The 21,090-nt window shown below is 73.1% G+C and carries 18 protein-coding genes and 1 pseudogene; 12 read left to right on the top strand and 7 right to left on the bottom strand.

The features are described from left to right. The first annotated feature begins 34 nt into the window (after positions 1-34). Both IF29_RS0121850 and IF29_RS0121845 read left to right on the top strand, forming a co-directional pair. The gene (locus IF29_RS0121850; protein ID WP_051725630.1) at positions 35-3,418 is read left to right on the top strand and encodes an ATP-dependent DNA helicase; all 3,384 of its coding nucleotides are present in this window, start codon (positions 35-37) and stop codon (positions 3,416-3,418) included. Positions 3,419-3,621: 203 nt separating this feature from the next. Further along, complete coding sequence (locus IF29_RS0121845) at positions 3,622-4,794, top strand: PP2C family protein-serine/threonine phosphatase (RefSeq protein ID WP_198037526.1); 1,173 nt, start codon at positions 3,622-3,624, stop codon at positions 4,792-4,794. A gap of 35 nt (positions 4,795-4,829) precedes the next feature. On the opposite strand, the gene IF29_RS42260 is transcribed toward IF29_RS0121845, so the two are convergent. Continuing rightward, positions 4,830-5,852, bottom strand: coding sequence for an endonuclease/exonuclease/phosphatase family protein (locus IF29_RS42260; RefSeq protein WP_037596040.1), 1,023 nt, complete (start codon positions 5,850-5,852; stop codon positions 4,830-4,832). A 139-nt stretch (positions 5,853-5,991) separates the two neighbouring features. Here IF29_RS42260 and IF29_RS0121835 point away from each other — a divergent pair, with 139 nt between their 5' ends. Further along, a complete protein-coding gene (locus tag IF29_RS0121835) occupies positions 5,992-7,407 on the top strand; it encodes a dipeptidase (protein WP_030257586.1) in 1,416 nt (471 codons plus the stop codon). Between the two features lie 137 nt (positions 7,408-7,544). After that, a complete protein-coding gene (gene nudC, locus IF29_RS0121830; protein WP_232242371.1) occupies positions 7,545-8,468 on the top strand; it encodes an NAD(+) diphosphatase in 924 nt (307 codons plus the stop codon). A gap of 66 nt (positions 8,469-8,534) precedes the next feature. On the opposite strand, the gene IF29_RS0121825 is transcribed toward nudC, so the two are convergent. Next, complete coding sequence (locus IF29_RS0121825) at positions 8,535-9,041, bottom strand: ATP-binding protein (protein ID WP_051725626.1); 507 nt, start codon at positions 9,039-9,041, stop codon at positions 8,535-8,537. Between the two features lie 177 nt (positions 9,042-9,218). Here IF29_RS0121825 and IF29_RS49055 point away from each other — a divergent pair. Further along, positions 9,219-9,428, top strand: a pseudogene (locus IF29_RS49055) (GntR family transcriptional regulator); the annotation flags it as partial. A 153-nt stretch (positions 9,429-9,581) separates the two neighbouring features. Continuing rightward, a complete protein-coding gene (locus IF29_RS47825) occupies positions 9,582-10,004 on the top strand; it encodes a UTRA domain-containing protein (protein ID WP_030257567.1) in 423 nt (140 codons plus the stop codon). Between the two features lie 80 nt (positions 10,005-10,084). On the opposite strand, the gene IF29_RS0121810 is transcribed toward IF29_RS47825, so the two are convergent. Beyond that, positions 10,085-10,327, bottom strand: coding sequence for a mycoredoxin (locus IF29_RS0121810; RefSeq protein ID WP_030257565.1), 243 nt, complete (start codon positions 10,325-10,327; stop codon positions 10,085-10,087). Between the two features lie 138 nt (positions 10,328-10,465). Between IF29_RS0121810 and IF29_RS0121805 the strand changes: the two genes are divergently transcribed. From IF29_RS0121805 to IF29_RS0121795, 4 genes are all read left to right on the top strand, one after another. Further along, positions 10,466-12,751 (top strand): ATP-dependent DNA helicase UvrD2, encoded by a 2,286-nt coding sequence (locus tag IF29_RS0121805; protein WP_051725624.1) that lies wholly within the window; start codon positions 10,466-10,468, stop codon positions 12,749-12,751. A 171-nt stretch (positions 12,752-12,922) separates the two neighbouring features. Next, complete coding sequence (locus tag IF29_RS46185; protein ID WP_157623862.1) at positions 12,923-13,237, top strand: hypothetical protein; 315 nt, start codon at positions 12,923-12,925, stop codon at positions 13,235-13,237. 173 nt (positions 13,238-13,410) lie between these two features. Continuing rightward, on the top strand, positions 13,411-13,686 hold the full coding sequence (locus tag IF29_RS0121800; protein WP_030257560.1) for a WhiB family transcriptional regulator: 276 nt from the start codon (positions 13,411-13,413) through the stop codon (positions 13,684-13,686). Positions 13,687-13,724: 38 nt separating this feature from the next. After that, complete coding sequence (locus IF29_RS0121795; RefSeq protein WP_051725622.1) at positions 13,725-14,048, top strand: hypothetical protein; 324 nt, start codon at positions 13,725-13,727, stop codon at positions 14,046-14,048. 102 nt (positions 14,049-14,150) lie between these two features. Here IF29_RS0121795 and IF29_RS0121790 read toward each other — a convergent pair whose 3' ends face one another. Both IF29_RS0121790 and IF29_RS0121785 read right to left on the bottom strand, forming a co-directional pair. Further along, a complete protein-coding gene (locus tag IF29_RS0121790; RefSeq protein WP_030257555.1) occupies positions 14,151-15,506 on the bottom strand; it encodes an ABC1 kinase family protein in 1,356 nt (451 codons plus the stop codon). A gap of 33 nt (positions 15,507-15,539) precedes the next feature. Beyond that, positions 15,540-16,649 (bottom strand): ThiF family adenylyltransferase, encoded by a 1,110-nt coding sequence (locus IF29_RS0121785; RefSeq protein WP_037596034.1) that lies wholly within the window; start codon positions 16,647-16,649, stop codon positions 15,540-15,542. 263 nt (positions 16,650-16,912) lie between these two features. Between IF29_RS0121785 and IF29_RS0121780 the strand changes: the two genes are divergently transcribed. Beyond that, positions 16,913-17,509, top strand: a complete 597-nt coding sequence (locus IF29_RS0121780; RefSeq protein WP_051725621.1) for a M48 metallopeptidase family protein — start codon at positions 16,913-16,915, stop codon at positions 17,507-17,509. A 36-nt stretch (positions 17,510-17,545) separates the two neighbouring features. Here IF29_RS0121780 and IF29_RS0121775 read toward each other — a convergent pair whose 3' ends face one another. Both IF29_RS0121775 and IF29_RS0121770 read right to left on the bottom strand, forming a co-directional pair. Further along, the gene (locus tag IF29_RS0121775) at positions 17,546-18,115 is read right to left on the bottom strand and encodes an NUDIX hydrolase (RefSeq protein ID WP_232242330.1); all 570 of its coding nucleotides are present in this window, start codon (positions 18,113-18,115) and stop codon (positions 17,546-17,548) included. Beyond that, a complete protein-coding gene (locus IF29_RS0121770; RefSeq protein ID WP_030257548.1) occupies positions 18,112-19,692 on the bottom strand; it encodes a zinc-dependent metalloprotease in 1,581 nt (526 codons plus the stop codon). The genes IF29_RS0121775 and IF29_RS0121770 overlap by 4 nt, the downstream gene beginning before the upstream one ends. A 332-nt stretch (positions 19,693-20,024) precedes the next feature. On the opposite strand from IF29_RS0121770, the gene IF29_RS0121765 reads away from it, so the two are divergent. Beyond that, positions 20,025-21,071, top strand: coding sequence for an NAD-dependent epimerase/dehydratase family protein (locus IF29_RS0121765; RefSeq protein WP_232242369.1), 1,047 nt, complete (start codon positions 20,025-20,027; stop codon positions 21,069-21,071). The last annotated feature ends 19 nt before the right edge of the window (positions 21,072-21,090 follow it).

The raw sequence follows: 21,090 nt of genomic DNA, 5'->3' as shown, positions 1-21,090 counted from the left end.
TCCGCTGTCAGTGGGGCCGGATAGCGTTCCTGGGGTGAGCCCGAGCACCACCGACCCCGCCGACCCTCCCCTCAGCAGTCCCGAGCAGCTCAAGCAGCTGCTCGGCATCCCCTTCACCGCGGAGCAGTTGCGCGCCGTCACGGCGCCGCTCGCCCCCGCGGTGATCGTCGCGGGCGCGGGCTCCGGCAAGACCACGGTGATGGCGGCCCGGGTGGTCTGGCTGGTCGGCACCGGGCAGGTCCGCCCCGAGCAGGTGCTGGGGCTGACCTTCACCAACAAGGCCGCCGGCGAGCTGGCCGAGCGGGTGCGCCGGGCACTGGTGCAGGCCGGGGTGGTGGACCTGGAGCCGGCGGACGCCGAGGACGTGCTGGGCGAGCCGGAGATCTCCACCTACCACTCCTTCGCCGGGCGGCTGCTGAAGGAGCACGGGCTGCGGATAGGCCTGGAGCCGGACGTCCGGCTGCTCGCCGACGCCACCCGCTACCAGCTGGCGGCCCGGGTACTGCGCCAGGCCCCCGGCCCCTACCCCGCGCTGACCAGCGGCTTCTCCACGCTGATCGCCGAACTGCTGACCCTGGACGGCGAACTCTCCGAGCACCTGGTCGAGCCGGACCGGCTCCAGGAGTACGACACCGCGCTGCTGGCCGAGCTGGCCACGGCCCGGATCACCAACGAGGAGCTGCGCAAGGTCCCCAGGGCCGCCGCCGCCCGGCTGGAGCTGGCGGACCTGGTGGTCCGCTACCGCCGCCGCAAGGCCGAGGCCGGGCTGATGGACTTCGGCGACCAGATCGCCGCCTGCGCCCGGCTCGCCCAGACCCGCCCCGAGGTCGGCCGGCTGCTGCGGGAGCAGTTCCGGGTGGTGCTGCTGGACGAGTACCAGGACACCTCGGTGGCCCAGCGGCTGCTGCTGGCCGGGCTCTTCGGGGCAAGCGACCACTACGGCGGCGGCCACCCGGTCACCGCCGTCGGCGACCCCTGCCAGGCGATCTACGGCTGGCGCGGCGCCTCGGTCGCCAACCTGGACGACTTCCCGGTGCACTTCCCGTCGGACTCGGGGGTCTCCGCCGCCCGCTACTCGCTCAGCGAGAACCGCCGCAGCGGCGGCCGGCTGCTGGAGTTCGCCAACATTCTGGCCGCCCCGCTCCGCGAGATGCACGAGGGCGTCGAGGCGCTGCGCCCCGCGCCCGGCGCCGAGCGGGACGGCCTGCTGCGCTGCGCCCTGCTGGACACCTACGACCAGGAGGTCGCCTGGCTCGCCGACTCCATCGCCCATCTGGTGCGCACCGGGACGGCGCCCGGCCGGATCGCGGTGCTCTGCCGGGCCGGCCGGGAGCTGTTCCCCGACATCCACGCGGCGCTGGTGGCCAGGGATGTCCCGGTGGAGGTGGTGGGCCTGTCCGGGCTGCTGAACCTGCCCGAGGTCGCCGACCTGGTCTCGGTCTGCGAGGTGCTCCAGGACCCGACCGCCAACGCGGCCTTGGTCCGGCTGCTGGTCGGCCCGCGCTGGCGGATCGGCCCGCGGGACCTGGCCCTGCTCGGCCGGCTCGCCGCCGACCTGGTCCGGGTCGGCGGCGCCGACGAGCAGGACCGGCTGGTCGGCGCCGTCGCCGGCACCGACCCGACCGAGGTGGTCTCGCTGGCCGACGCGCTGGAGACCTTCCTGCGCGCCGACCGCGGCGACCGCGAGGGGGCGCCGGAGCTGCCGTTCTCCGAGGAGGCCCGGGCCCGCTTCGCCCGGATCGCCGCCGAGATACGCGATCTGCGCCGCTCACTGGCCGAGCCGCTGATGGACGTGCTGCACCGGGTGCTGTCCGTGACCGGCCTGGAGGTCGAGCTGTCGGCCTCGCCGCATGCGCTGGCCGCCCGGCGCAAGGAGACCCTGAACGCCTTCCTGGACGTCGCCGCCGGCTTCGCCGACCTGGACGGCGACCCCTCGCTCTCGGCCTTCCTCGGCTTCCTGCGCGCGGCCCAGGAGTACGACCGGGGCCTGGACAACTCGCTGCCGGGCGGGGACGACACCGTGAAGGTGCTCACCGCGCACCGCTCCAAGGGCCTGGAGTGGGATGTCGTCGCCGTCCCCGGTCTGGTCAAGGGGGTCTTCCCGGGGGAGAAGGGGCGGGAGCGGTGGACCAGCCGGGCCGAGGCCCTGCCGCACGAGCTGCGCGGCGACGGCGCGACCCTGCCGGGCACGCCGCCGTGGACCGCCGCCGGGATGAAGGCGTTCACCGCGGAGATGAAGGAGCACGCCGCCACCGAGGAACTGCGGCTCGGGTACGTCGCCTTCACCCGGCCGCGCAACCTGCTGCTCGCCTCCGGGCACTGGTGGGGGCCGACCCAGAAGCGGCGCAGGGGGCCCTCGCCGTTCCTGGAGGAGCTGCGCGACTACTGCGAGGGCGGTACCGGCGGGGAGATCGAGGCATGGGCCGAGGCCCCGGAGGAGGATGCCGAGAACCCCTCGCTGACCCGTACCGCCGAGCATCCCTGGCCGCTGCCGCTGGACGGCGCCGCCCAGGCGGCCCGCCGCGAGGCCGGGCTGCGGGTCCTGGCCGGCCTGGCCGCGGCGGCGGCCGAGCCTGAGCCCGAGCCTGAGCCCCCGGAGCTGGACGACTGGGAGCCCGAGTGGGACCCCGGGTACGAAGACGAGTACGAGGCCGGGTACGGGGCCGAGCGCCAGGCCGCCCCCGCCCCCGGCGCCGGGCTGGCCCCCGAGGACCAGCGGCTGGTCGCCGCCTGGGACCGCGACCTGGAAGCGCTCAGCGGCGAGCTGCTGCGGGCCCGCGCCCTGGTCCGCGACGTCCCGCTGCCGGCCGCGCTCACCGCCTCCCAGGTGCTGCGGCTGGCCGCCGATCCGGACGGCTTCGCCCGCGAACTGGCCCGTCCGATGCCGCGACCGCCGCAGCCGGCCGCCCGCCGGGGCACCCGGTTCCACGCCTGGGTGGAGTCGCGGTTCGAACCGCTGATGCTGCTCGGCGAGGACGACCTCCCAGGCGCCGACGACGACGGAATCGAGGACGAGCGGGATCTGGCCCGGCTGAAAGAGGCTTTCCTGCGCACCCCCTATGCGACCGCGACCCCGTACCGGGTGGAGGCGCCGTTCCAGTTGCTTCTCGCGGGAAGGGTGGTGCGCGGCCGAATCGACGCGGTCTACCGGACCGCGGACGGCGGTTTCGACGTGGTCGACTGGAAGACCAACCAGCGCGAGACCGCCGATCCGCTCCAGCTCGCCGTCTACCGGCTGGCCTGGGCTGAATCCACCGGCACCCCGCTCGAACAGGTCTCCGCCGCATTTCTGTACGTTCGCAGCGGCAGCGTGGTGCGACCGGAGTCACTGCCGGGACGGCCGGAACTGGAGGCTCTGATGAGCGGCATTACTCCAAATGGGCTGTCCATGGGTGGGGGAGCCACGGAAGATTTGTGAAAGGGCTGTGCAGCATGTCCTTTTCGTGCCTAATGTGGAGTCAGAACCGGTCAACTCCAGCCCCGCTCCAGCTCACTGTAAACAAGTGATCAGATCCTCCGTGCCCGCAGGAGATAATGACGTTGAGTGCCGCCGGAAGGTTTCGCCGTCTGACCAATTGGAGCCGCGCCATATTGGTGCTGCCCTTCCTCGGCATTGCCCTGGTGATCGCACTCGACCGTGCCAGCGGAAACCCCGACGTCACTTTCGAGCCCGCGCTCACCGCAGGCCCGGCCCTCGCCGCCGTCGTCAGCAGCCGCACCTGGTACCCGCTCGCGGTGGGCGGGGTCACCGTCGCCGCGGCCTTCGGACTGGCCGCGGCGGACGGCACCCTGAGCCAGTCGGTGCACTCCGCGAGCGTCTTCGCGGTGATCCTCATCGCCGCCATCGGCTCCACCAGCGTGCTGCTGCGCAACCGTCAGGAGCAGGCGCTCGCCGACGCCCGGCTGGTCTCCGAGGTCGCCCAGCGGGTGCTGCTGCGCTCCATCCCGCCCCGGGTCGGCCCGATGCGCACCGCGGTGCACTACGCGGCGGCCGCGGCCCACGCCAGGATCGGCGGCGACCTCTACGAGGTGGTGCAGACCCGCTACGGCGTCCGCGCCGTGATCGGCGACGTGCGCGGCAAGGGGCTGGGGGCGGTCGAGACGGCCGCCGCCGTGCTGGGTGCCTTCCGGGAGGCGGCGCACCAGGAGCCGGCCCTGGACCGGGTCGCCGCCTGGCTCGCCGACAGCCTGCACCGCGCCCTGCACGAGAACGACCACGAGGGCACCGAGGAGGAGTTCGTCACCCTGGTGCTGGTCAGCGTCCGTCCCGACCAGGTCGTCGAGATCGTCAACTGCGGCCACCCGGCCCCGCTGCTGCTGCGCACCGGCGCGCCGGTGCGGGCGCTGGACCCGGTCACCCCGGTTCCGCCGCTGGGCGTGCTGGAGCCGGGGGAGGTCGACCCGCCGGTGCTGGAGCTCCCGCTGCACGACGGTGACCGGATCCTGCTGTTCACCGACGGGGTGATCGAGGCCCGCGACCGCTGGGGCACCTTCTACCCCCTGGTCGACCGGCTGCCGGCGGTCGCCGTCGCCGACGACCCGGCCGAACTGCTGGAGCGGCTGCACGCGGACATCCGGCGGCATGTCGGCCGTCAGCTCGGCGACGACGCCGCCATGCTGCTGCTGCAGTACGCGCCGACGGTCCCGCGGGCGATCGGCCCGGTCCCGGCGCAGGTCGACGGCGAGCGGCAGGTCGACGGCACGGCGCAGGCAGCGCGCCCGCAGCACCCGGGGCGGTTCGGCTTCGTCGGCCACCCGCGCGGCCGCACCTCCCAACGGACCTACGGACACTGACCGGACGTCAGCAGTCGCAGCTCAGGAGTCGCAGCTCAGAGGTCCACCCGTACCAGCAGCGGGCGGTGGTCCGAGAGCCCCAGCGCCGGGGCGTCGCTGCCGAGCACGGCGCTGCGCGGCACCCCGACCGCGAGCACGTGGTCGAACTGCACCGAGGGCCGGTGCGCCGGATAGGTCGGCGTCCTGGCCAGGTCGCGCCAGCCCTGCAGCAGCGCCCGCTGCGGCAGCGCCGCCGCCGGGCGCGGTCGCAGCTGCACGCCCCGGCGCACCCGCAGCCGGCGCTGGATCCGCCTGGCCTCGCGGGCCTCCCGTCCGTGCTCCCGGCGCGGCACCCCGTCCCGGCGCCAGCGCTCGCGGCCCAGGCCGTCGACGATCGCGGCCCCGCCGAGGACGGTGCGGGGCACCGGGCCGATCAGGTTGAAGTCGCCCAGCAGCAGGTAGGGCGCCGGCAGGTCGGAGATCCAGCGGCGGATGCCGGCGAGCTGGCCCATGTTCCAGCCCGGGACGAACGACAGGTGCGCCGCGACCACGGTGAACGGACCGTGGCTGCCCTCCAGGACGGCGGCCAGCGCGGCCCTCGGCTCGTCCGGCACCGGGATCAGCCCGCGCCGCCCGGCGACCCGGAGCGGCAGGCCGAACGGTGCCGGGGCGAAGCGCCGGGCCCGCCAGTGGTGCACCGGCAGCCGGGTGATCAGCGCCGTCCCGTACGAGGGCAGGTCGGCGCCGGTGTCGAGATCCTCGGGGCCGTAGGCCAGCCGGTCCGAGGGGGCGTTCTCGTGGATCCAGCCTGCGCCGGGGGCGGGCCGGCCGTGCAGCGCGGCGGCGAAGCGCCAGTCGCCGGCCCCCAGCGCCTTGGCGGCGACGGCCGCCTGGTCGACCAGCCCGGAGCGCTCCTGGTAGCGGTCGACCTCCTGCATGGCCAGGACATCGGCGTCGAGGGCGGCGACGGCCTCGGCAAGGGGTGCGCCGGGGTCCTCGGGGAGGGGGAGCGGGCTGCCGTCCTCGTCCAGCGGCTGCCCGTGGAGCAGGTTGAAGGTCGCGATGCGGAGAGGGCTCACGCCTAGAACCTAGCGCCTGGGGCCCACCGCTCCGAGCGGGCCCGGACCGCAGCCGGGGGTACGGCCGTCGGACGTGACGGTGGCCACGGTCCACCGGCGCGATGACGGGCCCGGTCGGAGATCGAACTAGAGTCGACCCATGACGACTTTCCCGGACAGCGCGGTCCGCGACTTCATCGCCGAGCACCGCACCGCCTTCCTCGACGACCTCGCGGCCTGGCTGCGCATCCCCTCGGTCTCCGCCGACCCGGACCGGGCCGCCGCGGTCCGGCAGTCCGCCGAGTGGCTCGCCGCGAAGCTCGGCGAGACCGGCTTCCCGGTGGCCGAGGTGTGGGAGACCCGGGACGGCGGTCTGCCCGCGGTCTTCGCCGAGTGGCCCTCGGGCGACGCCGACGCGCCGACCGTGCTGGTCTACGGCCACCACGACGTGCAGCCGGCTGCCCGCGAGGACGGCTGGGCGACCGACCCGTTCGAGCCGGTGGTGCAGGACGGGCGGATGTTCGCCCGGGGCGCCGCCGACGACAAGGGCCAGGTCTTCTTCCACACCTTGGGGGTGCGGGCGCATCTGGCGGCGACCGGGCGCACCGCCCCCGCGGTCAACCTCAAGCTGCTGATCGAGGGCGAGGAGGAGTCGGGCTCGCCGAACTTCGGCGCGCTGATCCGGGACCGTGCCGACCGGCTGGCGGCGGACGTGGTGATGATCTCCGACACCGGGATGTGGGCCGAGACCACCCCGACCGTCTGCACCGGTATGCGCGGCATGGTGGAGCTGCAGATCGACCTGTTCGGCCCGGCTCAGGACATCCACTCGGGCTCCTTCGGCGGCGCCGTGCCCAACCCGGCCACCGAGGCCGCACGCCTGGTCGCCGGGCTGCACGACGAGGACCGGCGGGTGGCCGTCCCGGGCTTCTACGACGGCGTGGTCGAACTGACCGCGGAGGAGCGCGGGCTCTTCGCCGAGCTGCCGTTCGACGAGTCGGAGTGGCTGGGGGTGGCGAAGTCCCGGGCCACCCTGGGGGAGAAGGGGTTCAGCACGCTGGAGCGGATCTGGGCCAGGCCGACCGCCGAGGTCAACGGGGTCTACGGCGGCTACACCGGACCGGGTGGCAAGACCATCGTCCCGGCCGAGGCGCACCTCAAGCTGTCCTTCCGGCTGGTCGCCGGGCAGGACGTGGAGCGGGTGCGGCAGGCCGTGGCGGACTGGGTGGCCGACCGGCTGCCGGCCGGTATCCGGCACAGCATCACCTTCACCGGGACCACCCGCCCCTGCCTGACGCCGCTGGCCCACCCGGCGCTGCAGTCAGTGGTCCGCTCCATGGGGCGTGCATTCGAACAGAAGATCAGGTTCACCCGTGAGGGTGGATCCGGACCTGCGGCCGATTTGCAGGACGTGCTCGGCGCCCCGGTGCTGTTCCTGGGGATCTCGGTCCCTTCGGACGGCTGGCACTCGGTCAACGAGAAGGTCGAGCTCGACCTCCTCGCCAAGGGCGTGGAGACCTCGGCCTACCTCTGGGGCGATCTCGCGGAGCACTGGAATCCGGCCGGGACTTCCTGACTTGTACCGCCGGCGGAATAAGTCGCAGTGGTTGGAACACCATGGTGAGCAGTGATGATCGGGGAGATGGGTACCACGTGACCGTGCAGGAGAAGGCGGGGACCGAGCAGCAGGGACGGCCGGACGCGTACCCGCCGCTGGCGCTGTCCAGGGCCGGGGTCGACCGTGCCGCCGAGCACCGCCAGGACGAACCGTGGCTGGCGGCGGCCTGGAGCCACCCGGACACCAAGGTGCTGGCGGTCGCCGAGGGCCAGGCGTTCGTGATGGACACCGAGCAGGGCACCGAACTGGTGCTGCTGCCCAGCTTCGAGGCGCCGGAGGGCGGCGAGCGCTACTTCCTGGGCGTCGACGGGGACGGCACGGCCTACTTCGCGGTCGCGCTGACCGGCGGCACGCTGCCCGGGCGGCTGGACGGCGACGCCCGTACCGCGGGCCTGCGCGAGGTCGGCGCGCTGCTGGCGGACCGGGACGCGGGACTGCTGGTGCACGCCGTGGCGCTGGAGAACTGGCACCGCTCGCACCGCTTCTGCTCACGCTGCGGGCACCCCACCGTCCCGGCGCTGGCCGGGCACGTGCGGCGCTGCACCTCCTGCGCGCACGAGCACTACCCGCGCACCGACCCGGCGGTGATCATGATGATCACCGACGGGCAGGACCGGGCCCTGCTGGGCCGTCAGGCGCTGTGGCCGGAGGGGCGCTACTCGACCTTGGCCGGCTTCGTGGAGCCGGGCGAGTCTCTGGAGCAGGCGGTGGCCCGCGAGGTCGCCGAGGAGGCCGGGGTCCGGGTGGACCCCGACTCGGTGAACTACGTGGCCAGCCAGCCCTGGCCGTTCCCGTCCAGCCTGATGCTGGGCTTCATGGGGCGCGCCGACGACAGCGACGGCGGCACCGAGATCACCGTCGACGGCGAGGAGCTCTCCGAGGCCCGCTGGTTCAGCCGCGAGGAGCTCAGGACGGGGATGGAGGACGGCACGGTGCTGCCGCCCTCCGGGATCTCGATCGCCCGTCGGCTGGTGGAGCTCTGGTACGGCGGCCCGTTGCCGGAGTCCGCCCGCTGGTAGTCGGGTAGTGGCTGGTAGTCAGTTAGTGGGGGAGTGAGAGTCAGGGGTGCGCGCCCCTGATGTGCTTCAGGCGCCGTGTTCACCCGAAGGGCGGACACGGCGTCGCCGCGTTCCGCCCACGACGGCGGGTTCGGGAGCGAACTCCGGGACCGCCCCGCCGGTGCCCGGCTCCGCATCGGGTTCGGTCGGCTGCACGGCGAGGACGCAGGTCACCGTCTTCCCGGTGAGCCGGACCACCACCTCCCAGCTCTCGACCAGCATCCCGACGATGGCCAGTCCGCGTCCGCTCTGGGCGTCCTCGGCCGCGTCCCTGGGCACCGGCAGCGACGTGCCCTCGTCGGTGACGGCGATCCGCAGGTGCCGGCCGGTCAGCGCCAGCGTCAGGTCGACCGGACCGCGGCCGTACTGCAGGGCGTTGGTGACCAGTTCGGAGACCACCGTCTCCGCGCTGTCGACCAGGTCGTGCGCGTCCCAGGCCGCCAGCGCGGTACGGGTGATCCGCCGGGCGTGGCGGACGTTCTGCAGGTGGGGAGGGAAGGAGGCGATCGCGGCCCAGGCTCTCCGGTTGGTCATCGTGGCTGCTCCGGCCGTGCGAGGTGGCTGATGGCTGGGGACTGCCCCGGATTGCTGCATTCGGGGCATGGATAGGGATAGCACGCAAGTGGTTGGATGGAGTGGTATTACGCCAATCTTGACTTATGTTGGCTGGTTTCTCGGATGTCGCGCAAGCCGAATGGCTACATTCGCTGAGTGAACATTTCTCGTGGCCCGGGACAGGCCCCCAAATACCAGCGACTGGCTGCGGATCTGCGTCGCCGGATCATGACCGGAGAGTGGCAGGGCGGGGAGCCGCTGCCGGTGGAAAGCGAGCTGGAAAATCAATACGGGGTAGCTCGTAATACTGTCCGACTAGCAGTTGATGTGCTGGTCAATGAAGGTCTTCTGGTCCGGGTCCAGGGAAAAGGCACCTATCTCAAGGACCATCCGGTCCTGGATCACCACGCATATCGGGCTCCGGTCGATCCGGCGTTCGAAACTCCGCTCACTCCACCCTCCCAGTCGTATGCGCAGGAGGCGGAGCGGGCCGGGCGGAAACTGACGGCCGACTTCCAGATGCTGATCGTACGAGCGACCACTGACATCACCGATCGGCTGCGGATCAAGGCCGGTGAGGCGGTGGTGCTCCGGCGGGTGCTGCGGCACATGGACGGCGAACCCTGGTCCATCGAGGAGAGCCACTACCCGGTCGCCCTCGCCGCCAGTACCGCGCTGATGGACCCGGACCCGGTCGAGGGCGGGGACGAGGTCGCGCTGGGGTCGGCGGGCCATGTGGAGATCGGCTGCGTGGACGAACTGGCCGCACGGATGCCCAATCCGGAGGAGGCGCAGTGGTTCCAGGCGGGCCCCGGGGTCCCGCTGCTGGTGCAGCTGCGCACCGGCTTCACCGAGTCGGGCCCGATCCGGGTGACCGAGACCCGCTACTGCGCCGACCGCAACCGCCTGGTGTACTCGCTCGGACGACGGACCGGGGAGTAGCCGACCGGTCACCGGGCAGCGAACAGCCCCGCCGCGGCACGGCCGCGCGGCGGGGCTGGTGTGTGTCTCCGGGTGCGGCCTCAGGCCGCGAGCTTGGCCTTGACCTGGGCCAGCGAGGGGTTGGTCAGCGCGGAGCCGTCCGGAAAGAGTACGGTCGGCACGGTCTGGTTGCCGTCGTTGACCTTCTCGACGAAGGCGGCCGAGTCCGGGTCGTGCTCGATGTTGACCTCGGTGTAGCCGATGCCCTCGCGGTCGAGCTGGGTCTTCAGCCGACGGCAGTAACCGCACCAGGTGGTGCTGTACATGGTGATCGTGGCGGGCATCGAGGTCGCTCCTTCGTCATTCGGTCGACAGACGTCGGTGCAACGCCTGCGGCGGGTGGAACATTCCACTTCCTATCTACACACCGGGCCTGTGGACAACAGGGCGGGGCCGTCGGCAGGACTTGAGAGGATGGGCGCATGCAGGTTCAGCTCCCGGGCGCCCAGCCCTTCCCCCCGCAGGACGCCGACGCCGTGCTGGCCGGGCTCGACCCGGAGCAGCGTGCCGTCGCCACCGCCCTCAGCGGTCCCGTGTGCGTCCTCGCCGGCGCAGGGACGGGGAAGACCCGGGCGATCACCCACCGGATCGCCTACGGCGTCCGCAGCGGGGTGATGCAGCCGCAGCGGGTGCTCGCGGTCACCTTCACCGCGCGGGCGGCCGGGGAGATGCGCGGGCGGCTGCGCCAGCTGGGCGCCGAGGGGGTCCAGGCCAGGACCTTCCACTCGGCCGCGCTGCGCCAGCTGCAGTACTTCTGGCCGCGGGTGGTCGGCGGGGAGCTGCCGCGGCTGGTGGAACGCAAGGTCCAGCTGGTCGCCGAGGCCGCGGCGCGCTGCCGGCTCCGGCTGGAGCGCACCGAACTGCGGGACCTGACCGGCGAGATCGAGTGGGCCAAGGTCACCCAGACCGTCCCCGAGGACTATCCGGCCGCGGCCCGCCTGGCCGGCCGCGAGGCGCCGCGGGATCCGGCCGAGATCCGCCAGGTCTACAAGGTCTACGAGGAGTTGAAGCGGGACCGCGGCGTCATCGACTTCGAGGACGTGCTGCTGCTCGCGGTCGGCGTGCTGGAGGACCGGGCCGAGGTCGCCGAGCAGGTCAGGGCCCAGTACCAGCACTTCGTGGTGGACGAGTACCAGGACGTCTCGCCGCTGCAGCAGCGGTTGCTGGACCTCTGGCTCGGCCCGCGGTCCAGCCTCTGCGTGGTCGGCGACGCCAGTCAGACCATCTACTCCTTCACCGGCGCCACCCCGTCCTACCTGCTCGGCTTCCGGGAGAAGCACCCCGACGCCACGGTGGTGAAGCTGGTCCGCGACTACCGGTCCACCCCGCAGGTGGTGCACCTCGCCAACGGACTGCTCGCCCAGGCCAGAGGGCGGGCCGCGGCGGGCCGGCTGGAGCTGGTCTCGCAGCGCGAGGCCGGCCCGGACCCGGTCTACAGCGAGTACCAGGACGAGCCGGCCGAGGCGGAGGGCACCGCCAGGAAGGTCCAGGCCCTGCTCGCCGCCGGGGTGCGGGCCAGCGAGATCGCGGTGCTGTTCCGGATCAACGGGCAGTCCGCGGTCTACGAGCAGGCCCTCGCCGACCTCGGCATCGCCTACCAGCTGCGCGGGGCGGAGCGCTTCTTCGAGCGCCCGGAGGTGCGCGAGGCGGGGATGCTGCTCCGCGGCGCGGCCCGGGGCAGCACCGATCCGCTGCTCGACGGCGCCCCGGAGAGCCTGGCCGAGCAGGTCCGTGCGGTGCTCTCCACCCGGGGCTTCACCGCCCAGCCGCCGAGCGGGTCGGGCGCGGTGCGCGAGCGCTGGGAGTCCCTGGCCGCGCTGGTCCGGCTCGGCGAGGAGTTCGAGGCCGCCCAGTCGGCGGCCGGGCTGCCCGCCGACCTGTCGGCCTACGTCACCGAGCTCGACGCCCGGGCCGCGGCCCAGCACGCCCCGGCCGTCGAGGGGGTCACCCTCGCCTCGCTGCACTCGGCCAAGGGCCTGGAGTGGGACGCGGTGTTCCTGGTCGGACTCACCGAGGGCATGCTGCCGATCACCTACGCCAGGACCGACGAGCAGATCGAGGAGGAGCGCCGGCTGCTCTACGTCGGGGTGACCCGGGCCCGGGCACACCTCGGCCTGTCCTGGGCCCTGGCCCGCTCGCCCGGCGGCCGGGCCAGCCGCCAGCCGTCACGCTTCCTGGACGGGCTGCGCCCCGGCACTCCGGCGCGGGCCGCGCGCGGGGTCGGCGGCGGCCGCGGGTCGATCACCGAAGGCGGCAGCGGGCGCGGTCCGGCCGCGGTCCGCCGGAACAGGGCCCCGTTGAAGTGCCGGGTCTGCGGCCGGGTGCTCACCGAGGCGGTGGAGCGCAAGCTGCGCCGCTGCGAGGGCTGCCCGTCCGAGCTGGACGAGGGACTGTACGAGCGGCTCCGCGACTGGCGCGGCGAGCAGGCCAGGCTGCAGAGCCTCCCGGCCTACTGCGTCTTCACCGACGCGACGCTGGTCGCCATCGCCGAGGACGCCCCCGGATCGGTCGCCGAACTGGCCGGAATCGCAGGAGTGGGCCGGGCGAAGCTGGACAAGTACGGGGCCGCCGTGCTGTCGTTGTGTCGCGGGGAGTCTCCGGACGCCTCCGCGCCCGTTGAGGGGCAGCCGGAAGAACCAGACGAATCGGACGACATTCCGGACCTCTGGGACGAGAAAGACACCGGAGAGAACTCGCCGGAAAAATAGTTTGCGCCCGCAGCGCGGAGCACACTAGCGTGCCGGAGACGGTTGAGAACGAAGCCGTCACCAGCACCACTGGCACCACCAGTAACACCGCACCATCGCACCACCAAGACAACTGACCATCGAGGATCCTGGCCCGCCCGGATCCGAGCACGCCGAGAGGAGGCGGACATTGTGAAGACAACCCTGATCAAACTGACTGGTCGGCCCATGACCGCCGCCTGCCTTGGCGTGCCCGCCGCCCTGCTGTCCATCCCTGCCCCGATTCTGGGCGGTTTTGGTGGCTTTGGCGCCGGCTCCGACACCACCGGTGTCGAAGGCGGACTGGCGACGTGGATGACGATGCGCGATGAGCGACCGATGTCGGCATCCGTAGCAGCAGTCGAGGCCAATAACGGTCGCGTCTATGCAGCGGGTGCCGGAAACCACCAGCAGTACCACGCAAGCAAGGCCTTCCGCGGGCCTGAACCCTGGAGAGATCGACCCTGATCATGTGTCAGGTCGCCTTCCAGGGCCGCGGATTCCCACTCGGGAACCGCGGCCCTTCTGTTTTTTGAGCAACTGAGAAAGAGGACAACGTGTCACCGGTGACCAGCCCGACCGCCCCGTACGCGCCCACCGCTTCGCCCACCGAGCAGGCTCACCCCCCGGAGGTACCACCTATGCAGCTCACCGCGTTCGACGACGCCGACACCCTCGGCGCCCCCATCCCGTGCCACTCGCTCGACCCCGAGGTCTTCTTCGCCGAGACCCCCGCCGACGTCGAGTACGCCAAGTCCCTCTGCGGGACCTGTCCGGTCAAGGCGGCCTGCCTGCAGGGCGCGCTCGAGCGCCGCGAGCCCTGGGGCGTCTGGGGCGGCGAGCTCTTCGTCCAGGGCGTCGTGGTCGCCCGGAAGCGGCCCCGTGGCCGTCCGCGCAAGAACGAGGTCGTCGCGTGACCGCCCGGCACACCCCCGCGAACGCTCTGCGGAGATCCGTGCGGGAGGCAACCGCCAAGTCCGACCAGGCCGCACCCGCAGCCTTCCATCCGTCCATCGATCCGACGTCCGACAAGCAGGCCCTGATGTCCCAGCCCAGCAGCACCGCCACCGACACCCGCCCGGGTACCGACCCGGCCACCACTCCCCTGAGGACCCTCCACATGCAACTCATGCCCGAAGCCCTGGCTCGTCTCCATACTCAGCAACGCCTCCAGGAGGCCGAGCACGAACGGCTCGTGCGCGCCGTCCAGCTCAGACAGCGCGCCGAGCGGATGACCCTGAAGGCGCGCAAGGCGCTCGCCGCCGTGGTCATGCAGTAACAGCAGTACCCACGAGAGCAGTACGCACGACACACACCACATCACTACCGAGCAGGCCCGGAACCCACCGCGGTTCCGGGCCTGCGGGCTGTCGGCGAGCCCTCAGGCGTCGGCCTCGGCCCAGTCCTCGGCCTCGGCGAAGCCCGGCAGCCACTCCAGCAGCTCGCCGCGCAGCCGTGCGGTCGCGTCCAATTGGCAGAGCACGCCGATGGTGCTCAGGGTCACCCGGTGGATCAGCAGGTAGGCCGGCGGCAGGTTCAGCTGGCGGCCCAGGGCGTAGGCGGGCGAGCGCGGGTCGCCGACCCGGGCCGCCTGCGAGCGCATCCAACTGCGGGTGAAGTGGAAGTCGTCGACCGCCGCCGGCTCGATGATCGGCAGCACGTAGTCGAGCACGGCCGCCGGGTCGAGGTCGATCGACGCCTTGACGAAGCCCTCCTGCCGCAGCATCTCCAGCACCCCGGCGGCGTCCCCGGCGAGCGCCATCCGCAGGGCGGTGCCTATCGGCAGCGGCAGTCCCTCGGGCAGCCGGTCCACGGTGCCGAAGTCCAGCACGCCCAGCCGCCAGTCCTCGGCCGGGCCGTCGTCGACCAGCAGCCGGAAGTTGCCCGGGTGCGGATCGGCGTGCAGCAGTCCGGTACGGGCCGGTCCTGCGAACAGGAAGCGGGCCAGCAGCTGCCCGGCCCGGTCGCGCTGCTCCCGGGTGCCGTTGCTGATCACCTCGGACAGCGGGACGCCGTCCATCCACTCGGTGACCAGGACCTGGTCGCCCTGGGCCACCACACCGGGGACCCGGATGTCCCAGTCGTCGGCGAACTCCTCGGCGTGGATCCGCTGGGACTGCGCCTCCAGGCCGTAGTCCAACTCCTCGGTGACCCGGTTGCGCAGCTCGCTGATCAGCGGCTTCACATCGAGCCCGGGGATCAGCGGCCCGATCAGCCGGGCCACCCGGCCGAGCTGGGTCAGATCCGAGAGCAGCGCGTCGCCGGCCCCGGGGTACTGCACCTTCACCGCGACCTCGCGGCCGTCGTGCCAGATCGCATGGTGCACCTGGCCGATCGAGGCGGCGGCGGCCGGCTTGTCGTCGAACTCCAGGAAGAGATCGCGCCAGTCCGAGCCGAGCCGCTCGGCGAGCACGGTGTGGACGGAGCCGGCCGGCATCGGCGGCGCGGCCTCCTGCAGCTTGGTGAGTGCGGCCCGGTAGGGTCCGGCCACCTCCTCGGGGAGCGCGGCCTCGAAGACCGACAGGGCCTGGCCGAATTTCATCGCCCCGCCCTTGAGCTCGCCGAGGACGCGGAACAACTGGTCGGCGGTGCGCTGCTGCATCTCGGCGGCGACGACGTCGGCCGGGCGACCGCCGATGCGCTTGCCGAGGCCCAGCGTGGCCCGACCCGCCATCCCCAGCGGGAGGGCGGCGAGCTTGGCCGTACGGGTCACGGCTTTACGCGGAAGATCGCTCACGCATGCCTCCCAGTCGACGGGCGAGGGTTGCCATCATTGTCCCCCAGTGCTTCGGTCGGCCCAGCGGCAGCCGCAGTCCGGGTGCGGGTCGAGCGGTCGGCGCCGCATCGAGCCGTCCACCATGGAGACCTCGGCCCACCCGCCCAGGCTAGGGGGTGAGCCGCCGTCGAGGAACATCAGGCAGTGCAGGGCGGCCAGCCCGGCCACCGTCGTGGCGAGAGCGGTGTCGCAGGGGGCGCTGCCGCCGCTGCCCCCGCTGCCGGGTCCGCCGTTCCGCCCCGAGCAGTGCTGCGCCAGCAGCCGGGGCCAGGCCGGGTCCTCGTCGGCCCGGTGCAGGGAGAGGCAGCGGCCGCAGCCGGTGCTGCCGGGCAGGACGAACGGGCCCACCGTGCCCAGGGTCTCCAGCACCCCGGCGTAGAGGTGCGGGATGCCGGAGGTGAGCAGTTCCCGGCCGACCTCCGGGTCGGCGAGCAGCCCGGCGGAGTCCCCACGCGGCGCCACCACGACCAGGTCGGGAGCGCGGTCGTCGTCCGCGCCGCCGCTGCGGTCGTCCGGGCGCCCGGGGGCGGCCCGGCGCACCGCCGCCCGGGCGGCCGCGGCCCGGTAGCGGCCGGTGTCGCCGACCAGCAGTCCGCAGGGCGAGGTGTCCTGCTCCCTGACCCGACCCCCGTCCACCACCTCCACCTGGCCGACCCCGGCCGCGGCCAGGACCGCGGCGACGGCCGCGCCGATCCGGCCGGCCCCGCGGACCTGGACCCTGGCCCTGCGCCGGGCCAGCAGCAGTGCCGGGGCGCTGCCGGGGGCCGGGTGCGCCAGCGAGAGCGCGGCGAGGTCGGGCTGCAGCCGGGCCAGTTCCGGCGGGGGGAGTTCCAGCAGGTCGCGATGGGCCGAGGTGTCGTCCAGCACGCTGGAGGCGCCCAGCTCGGACAGCAGGCTGTCGACCCGTTCCGGCGGGATCCCCAGCCTGGCCGCCTCGTCGGCAAGGGCCGGCAGTTCCCTGGTGCCGTCGAGCAGGTCCAGGAAGGCGGCCTCGCCCGGATCGGCCGCGGTGACCAGGGAGGTGTGCGCCCGGCCGACGCCGAACTGCAGCGTGCTGCGGTCGCGCCAGGCCCGGCGCAGAGCGGGTTTGAGGCAGGGGCGCATGGCACTCCTCCGTGGTTCGCAGCGGTTCTTCCGTGCCCCGAGCATGCCCGGGGCGGCTCGATGGTGCGGAAAGTTATCCACAGCCTCGGGATGATGATCGGAGGAACTGTGGACCCGTCTGTCGGATCTGGCGAGATCTGTCCGGATTTAAGGGTGTGAGACCGCCGACCCTGGGGTCTCAATTCGGCCAGGAGGGAGGACTTCTGTCACTGCCACCGGGTAACGTCTGGCGGGTGGCAGCCGGACCGGATTCCCGTCCTCCTGTGCCGCGTCGGCGCGCTCCGGAAGCCTCGGGGGAGAGCGCCGCGGCGCAGGACGTAGAGGTGCGCCGGAGCGCACGCCGCAGCCGCACCGTGTCCGCCTATCGCGAGGGCGACCGGACCGTGGTGCTGATCCCGGCCCGGATGTCGGCGGCCGAGGAGAAGCGCTGGGTCGCCCAGATGCTGGACAAACTCGCAGCTCAGGAGAGTCGCCAGGTCCTCGGCGACGACGCCCTGGTGACCCGGGCGGCCGACCTGTCGTCCCGTTACCTGGACGGCCGGGCCGTCCCGGTGAGCGTTCGCTGGGTCACCAACCAGAACACCCGCTGGGGCTCCTGCACCCCGGTGGAGGGCACCATCAGGCTGTCGCACCGGCTGCAGGGGATGCCCGAGTACGTCGTCGAGTACGTGCTGCTGCACGAGCTGGCGCATCTGCTGGTGGCCGACCACGGCCCCCGGTTCTGGGCGCTGCTCGCCGGGTATCCGCGCACCGAGCGGGCCCGCGGATACCTGGAGGGCGTGGTGGCGGCGGCCCGCCTGCCGCACGTGCCCGGACCCCGGCAGGAGTCCGAGCCGCAGGGCCTCGGCGACTGCGGCTGAGACTCCGGGCCGGGGCGGTTCAGTGCCCCGGCCGGCTCAGCCCAGCAGCTTGCGGGCCCGTGCCACCAGGACCCGCACCGACCTGTCGGTCAGCTCGGGCAGTTCGTCGTAGCCGAACCAGCGCAGCTCCAGTGACTCCTCGCTGATCCGCTCCACCGCGTCCGGCGGCGCCAGGACCAGGTACTGGACGTCGAGATGGGTGTTCTCGGGCTGGTCCTTGCCGGCGCAGCGGACCGCATGGCGGTCCAGCTTCACCGGGGCGGGGGCGCCGACCGGATACGGCGTCAGACCCGATGCGATCCCCGACTCCTCGACGGCTTCCCGCAGGGCCGCCCCGGCCAGCGTGTCGTCCTCGGGCTCGCAGTGGCCGCCGAGCTGGAGCCAGAGCCCCACCTTCGGATGCAGCGTCAGCAGCACGCGCCCGCGCTCGACGTCCACCACCAGCGCACTCGCGGTGATGTGCGCCGGGCGGCAGGACCGCCAGACCCCTTCCGGCCGGGCCTCCAGGTGGTCGAGGTAGTCGCGCCGGAGCAGTTCCTCCTCGTCGTCGGGGGCGGCCCACTCCCGCAGGGTGCGGACCGTGTCGGCATGCAGCTGACCGCTCACGCCCTGCCCCCGTCGCCCTGGTCGTCCTTGCCGGCGTCGTCGCCGTGCTCGTCCTTGCCGCCGTCGTCCTTGCCGGCGTTCCTGTCGTCGGCGGCAGCGGCCTTGCCCAGCATCTCGTCCAGCTTGCTGAAGTCGATGCCGTCCTCGGCGGCGGACTGGTCGTCGCGGTGCACGAAGCCGTCCGGGTCGTCCAGGTCCTTGGTCGTCGGCAGCATGTCGGGGTGCTCCCACAGGGCGTCCCGGCCGTCGGTGCCCCGGGCGTCGGCGAGCGAGGCCCACAGCCGGGCGGCGTCCCGCAGCCTGCGCGGCCGCAGCTCCAGCCCGACCAGGGTGGCGAAGGTCTGCTCGGCCGGCCCGCCGGTGGCCCGGCGGCGGCGCAGGGTCTCCCGCAGCGCGGCGGCGTGCGGCAGGTGCGGGGCCGCTGCGGCGTGCACCACCGCGTCCACCCAGCCCTCGACCAGGGCCAGCGCGGTCTCCAGGCGGGCCAGCGCGGCCTTCTGCTCGGGGGTGTCCTCGGGCTGGAACAGACCGCCGGCCATCGCCTCCTGCATGGACTCCGGGTTGCTCGGGTCGATCTGGCCGACCAGGTCCTCCAGCCGGCTCGCGTCGACCTTGATCCCGCGGGCATAGGCCTCGACGGCGCCGAAGAGGTGCTGCCGCAGCCACGGCACATGGGCGAAGAGCCGCTGGTGGGCGGCCTCGCGCAGGGCCAGGTACAGCCGGATCTCGTCGGCCGGCACCTCCAGCCCCTCGCCGAAGGCCTCGATGTTCTGCGGCAGCAGCGCGGCCTTGCCGGCCGGGCCGAGCGGCAGGCCGACATCGCTGGAGCCGACCACCTCGGCGGCCAGCGCGCCCAGCGCCTGGCCGATCTGCGAGCCGAACATCGCGCCGCCCATGCTGCGCATCACCCCGAGCAGCGGGCCGGCCATGGCCTGCATCTCCTCGGGCACCACCCCGCCCATGGCGTTGGCGACCCGCTCGGCCACCGGGTCGACCAGTTCCTTCCAGGCCGGCAGGGTGGCCTCGATCCACTCCGCCCGGCTCCAGGCGACCGCGCTGTTGGCGCCCACCGCGAGCGAGGTGGCGGAGTCCAGCCAGAGGTCGGCGAGTCGCATCGCCTCGGCGACCGCGGTCCGCTCGGCCTCACCCACCGAACGGTCCTTCGAGCCGTCCTCGGCGCCCTGCACCACCGCCTGCCGGGCCAGGTCCTTGGCGAGGTCCCAGTTCACCGGGCCGCCGTCGAACGAGAGCATCTGGCCCAGCTGCTGGAAGGCCGCCCCCAGGTCACCGGGGTTCATCGCGCCGAAGAGGCCTTCGAGCGGATTGCCCGATCCGCCGCCGGGCATCCCGGGCAGACCGCCGAAGAACCCGAACGGGTTGGCCGGGCCGCCCGGGCCCGATCCGCCGGAACCCGAACCCGGTACCGATCCGGAGCCCGACCCCGATCCGGAGTCCGACCCCGAGCCTGATCCTGAGCCGCCCGAGCCGGAGCCCTTGCCGCTCTCCTTGCCGTCCTCGGGTCCCTCATCAGGCTCGTTGCTGCCTGTGGGGCCGAAGCCGAAGGGGAAGTCGTTCACGAGCTGCCTCGATCTCGTCGGCCGTCGCGTCCGAGCGGCGGGGAGGGTGCGCCCGGGCCCGCGGCGGCTGCAACGGGGCGGGTGGTTTCCGGTCACTGCCGGGCACCACCGTGCCGGGTGCACCGCCGCACCCTTGCCTCGGGCAGGATGGTCGATACGTGACACGCACGTACGCATCACACGTACGCATCAAAATTAACCGTGAAGGAGAGCCGGTGAGTTCCCCACCTTCGCACGTTCGCTCTGGGCTGACCGCCGATGGGCCGACCGTCGAGCAGTACGGCCCGGCGGACGCGGAGGTCGCGGCGCCCGAGTACGACGGGCCGCCGCTCGTGGTCGCCGTCACCGGCGCGGCCTCCGGCATCGGCAGCAGGCTGGCCGCCAGGCTCGCGGCCTCCACGGCGGTGAAGCGGGTGCTGGCGATCGACGAGCGCCGCGGCGACGTGCCCGGAGTGCAGTGGCGGGTCCTGGACGTCCGGGACCCAGCCGTGGCCGAGCGGCTGACCGGCGTCGACGTGGTGGTGCACCTGGCCCAGGACCTGGGCATGGACACCGACCCCAAGACCCGCAGCGCCTACAACGTGCGCGGGACGCAGACGGTGCTCACCGCCGCGGCCGCGGCCGGGGTGCACCGGGTGGTCCTGTGCACCTCCGCCATGGTCTACGGGGCGCTGGACGACAACGAGGTCCCGCTGGACGAGGACGCTCCGCTGCGCGCCACCGAGGAGGCCTCCCTGGTCGGGGACCTGCTGGAGATCGAGCGGCTCGGCCGGCGCGCGCCGCACGCGCACCCCGGCCTGTCGGTGACCGTGCTGCGCCCCGCGGTCGTGGTGGGCCCCGGCGTGGACACCGTGCTCACCCGCCACTTCGAGGCCCCCCGGCTGCTGGTGGTCGCGGGCTCCCGGCCGTGCTGGCAGTTCTGCCACGTGGACGATCTGACGGCGGCGCTGGAGTACGCGGCGCTCGGCCTGGTCGAGGGCGAGGTCACGGTCGGCTGCGACGGCTGGCTGGAGCAGGAGGAGGTCGAGGAGATCACCGGCATCCGCCGGATGGAGCTCCCGGCCTCGCTGGCCCTGGGCACCGCGGCCCGGCTGCACCGGCTCGGGCTGACCCCGGCCCCGGCCGGGGACCTGGCTTACACCATGTACCCCTGGGTGGTGTCCGGCAGCAGGCTGCACGAAGCGGGGTGGCGTCCGCTGCACACCAACGAGGAGGTGCTGGGGGAGCTGCTGGAGCAGGTCTCCGGCAACCACGCGGTGGCCGGGCGCAGGCTCGGCGGCAAGGACGCGGCCACCACGCTGGGCGCCGCGGGTGCCACGGTGGCGCTGGTCGGCACGGCGGCCCTGGTGCGCAGGGCGCGCAAGCGGCGGCGGATCTAGATCCCAGAACCAATTCTTA

The organism is Streptacidiphilus jeojiense (assembly GCF_000719095.1).
GTDB lineage: Bacteria > Actinomycetota > Actinomycetes > Streptomycetales > Streptomycetaceae > Streptacidiphilus > Streptacidiphilus jeojiensis.
This window is presented reverse-complemented; position numbering and strand designations above follow the sequence as displayed.

What these genes read in the sequence shown, in the direction of transcription:
- IF29_RS0121835 (WP_030257586.1), top strand. Translation starts at nt 5,992, where the DNA reads ATGACGACTTTCCCGGACAGCGCGGTCCGCGACTTCATCGCCGAGCAC.
- IF29_RS0121825 (WP_051725626.1), bottom strand. Translation starts at nt 9,041, where the DNA reads ATGACCAACCGGAGAGCCTGGGCCGCGATCGCCTCCTTCCCTCCCCAC.
- IF29_RS47825 (WP_030257567.1), top strand. Translation starts at nt 9,582, where the DNA reads ATGCTGATCGTACGAGCGACCACTGACATCACCGATCGGCTGCGGATC.
- IF29_RS0121810 (WP_030257565.1), bottom strand. Translation starts at nt 10,327, where the DNA reads ATGCCCGCCACGATCACCATGTACAGCACCACCTGGTGCGGTTACTGC.
- IF29_RS0121805 (WP_051725624.1), top strand. Translation starts at nt 10,466, where the DNA reads ATGCAGGTTCAGCTCCCGGGCGCCCAGCCCTTCCCCCCGCAGGACGCC.
- IF29_RS0121800 (WP_030257560.1), top strand. Translation starts at nt 13,411, where the DNA reads ATGCAGCTCACCGCGTTCGACGACGCCGACACCCTCGGCGCCCCCATC.
- IF29_RS0121785 (WP_037596034.1), bottom strand. Translation starts at nt 16,649, where the DNA reads ATGCGCCCCTGCCTCAAACCCGCTCTGCGCCGGGCCTGGCGCGACCGC.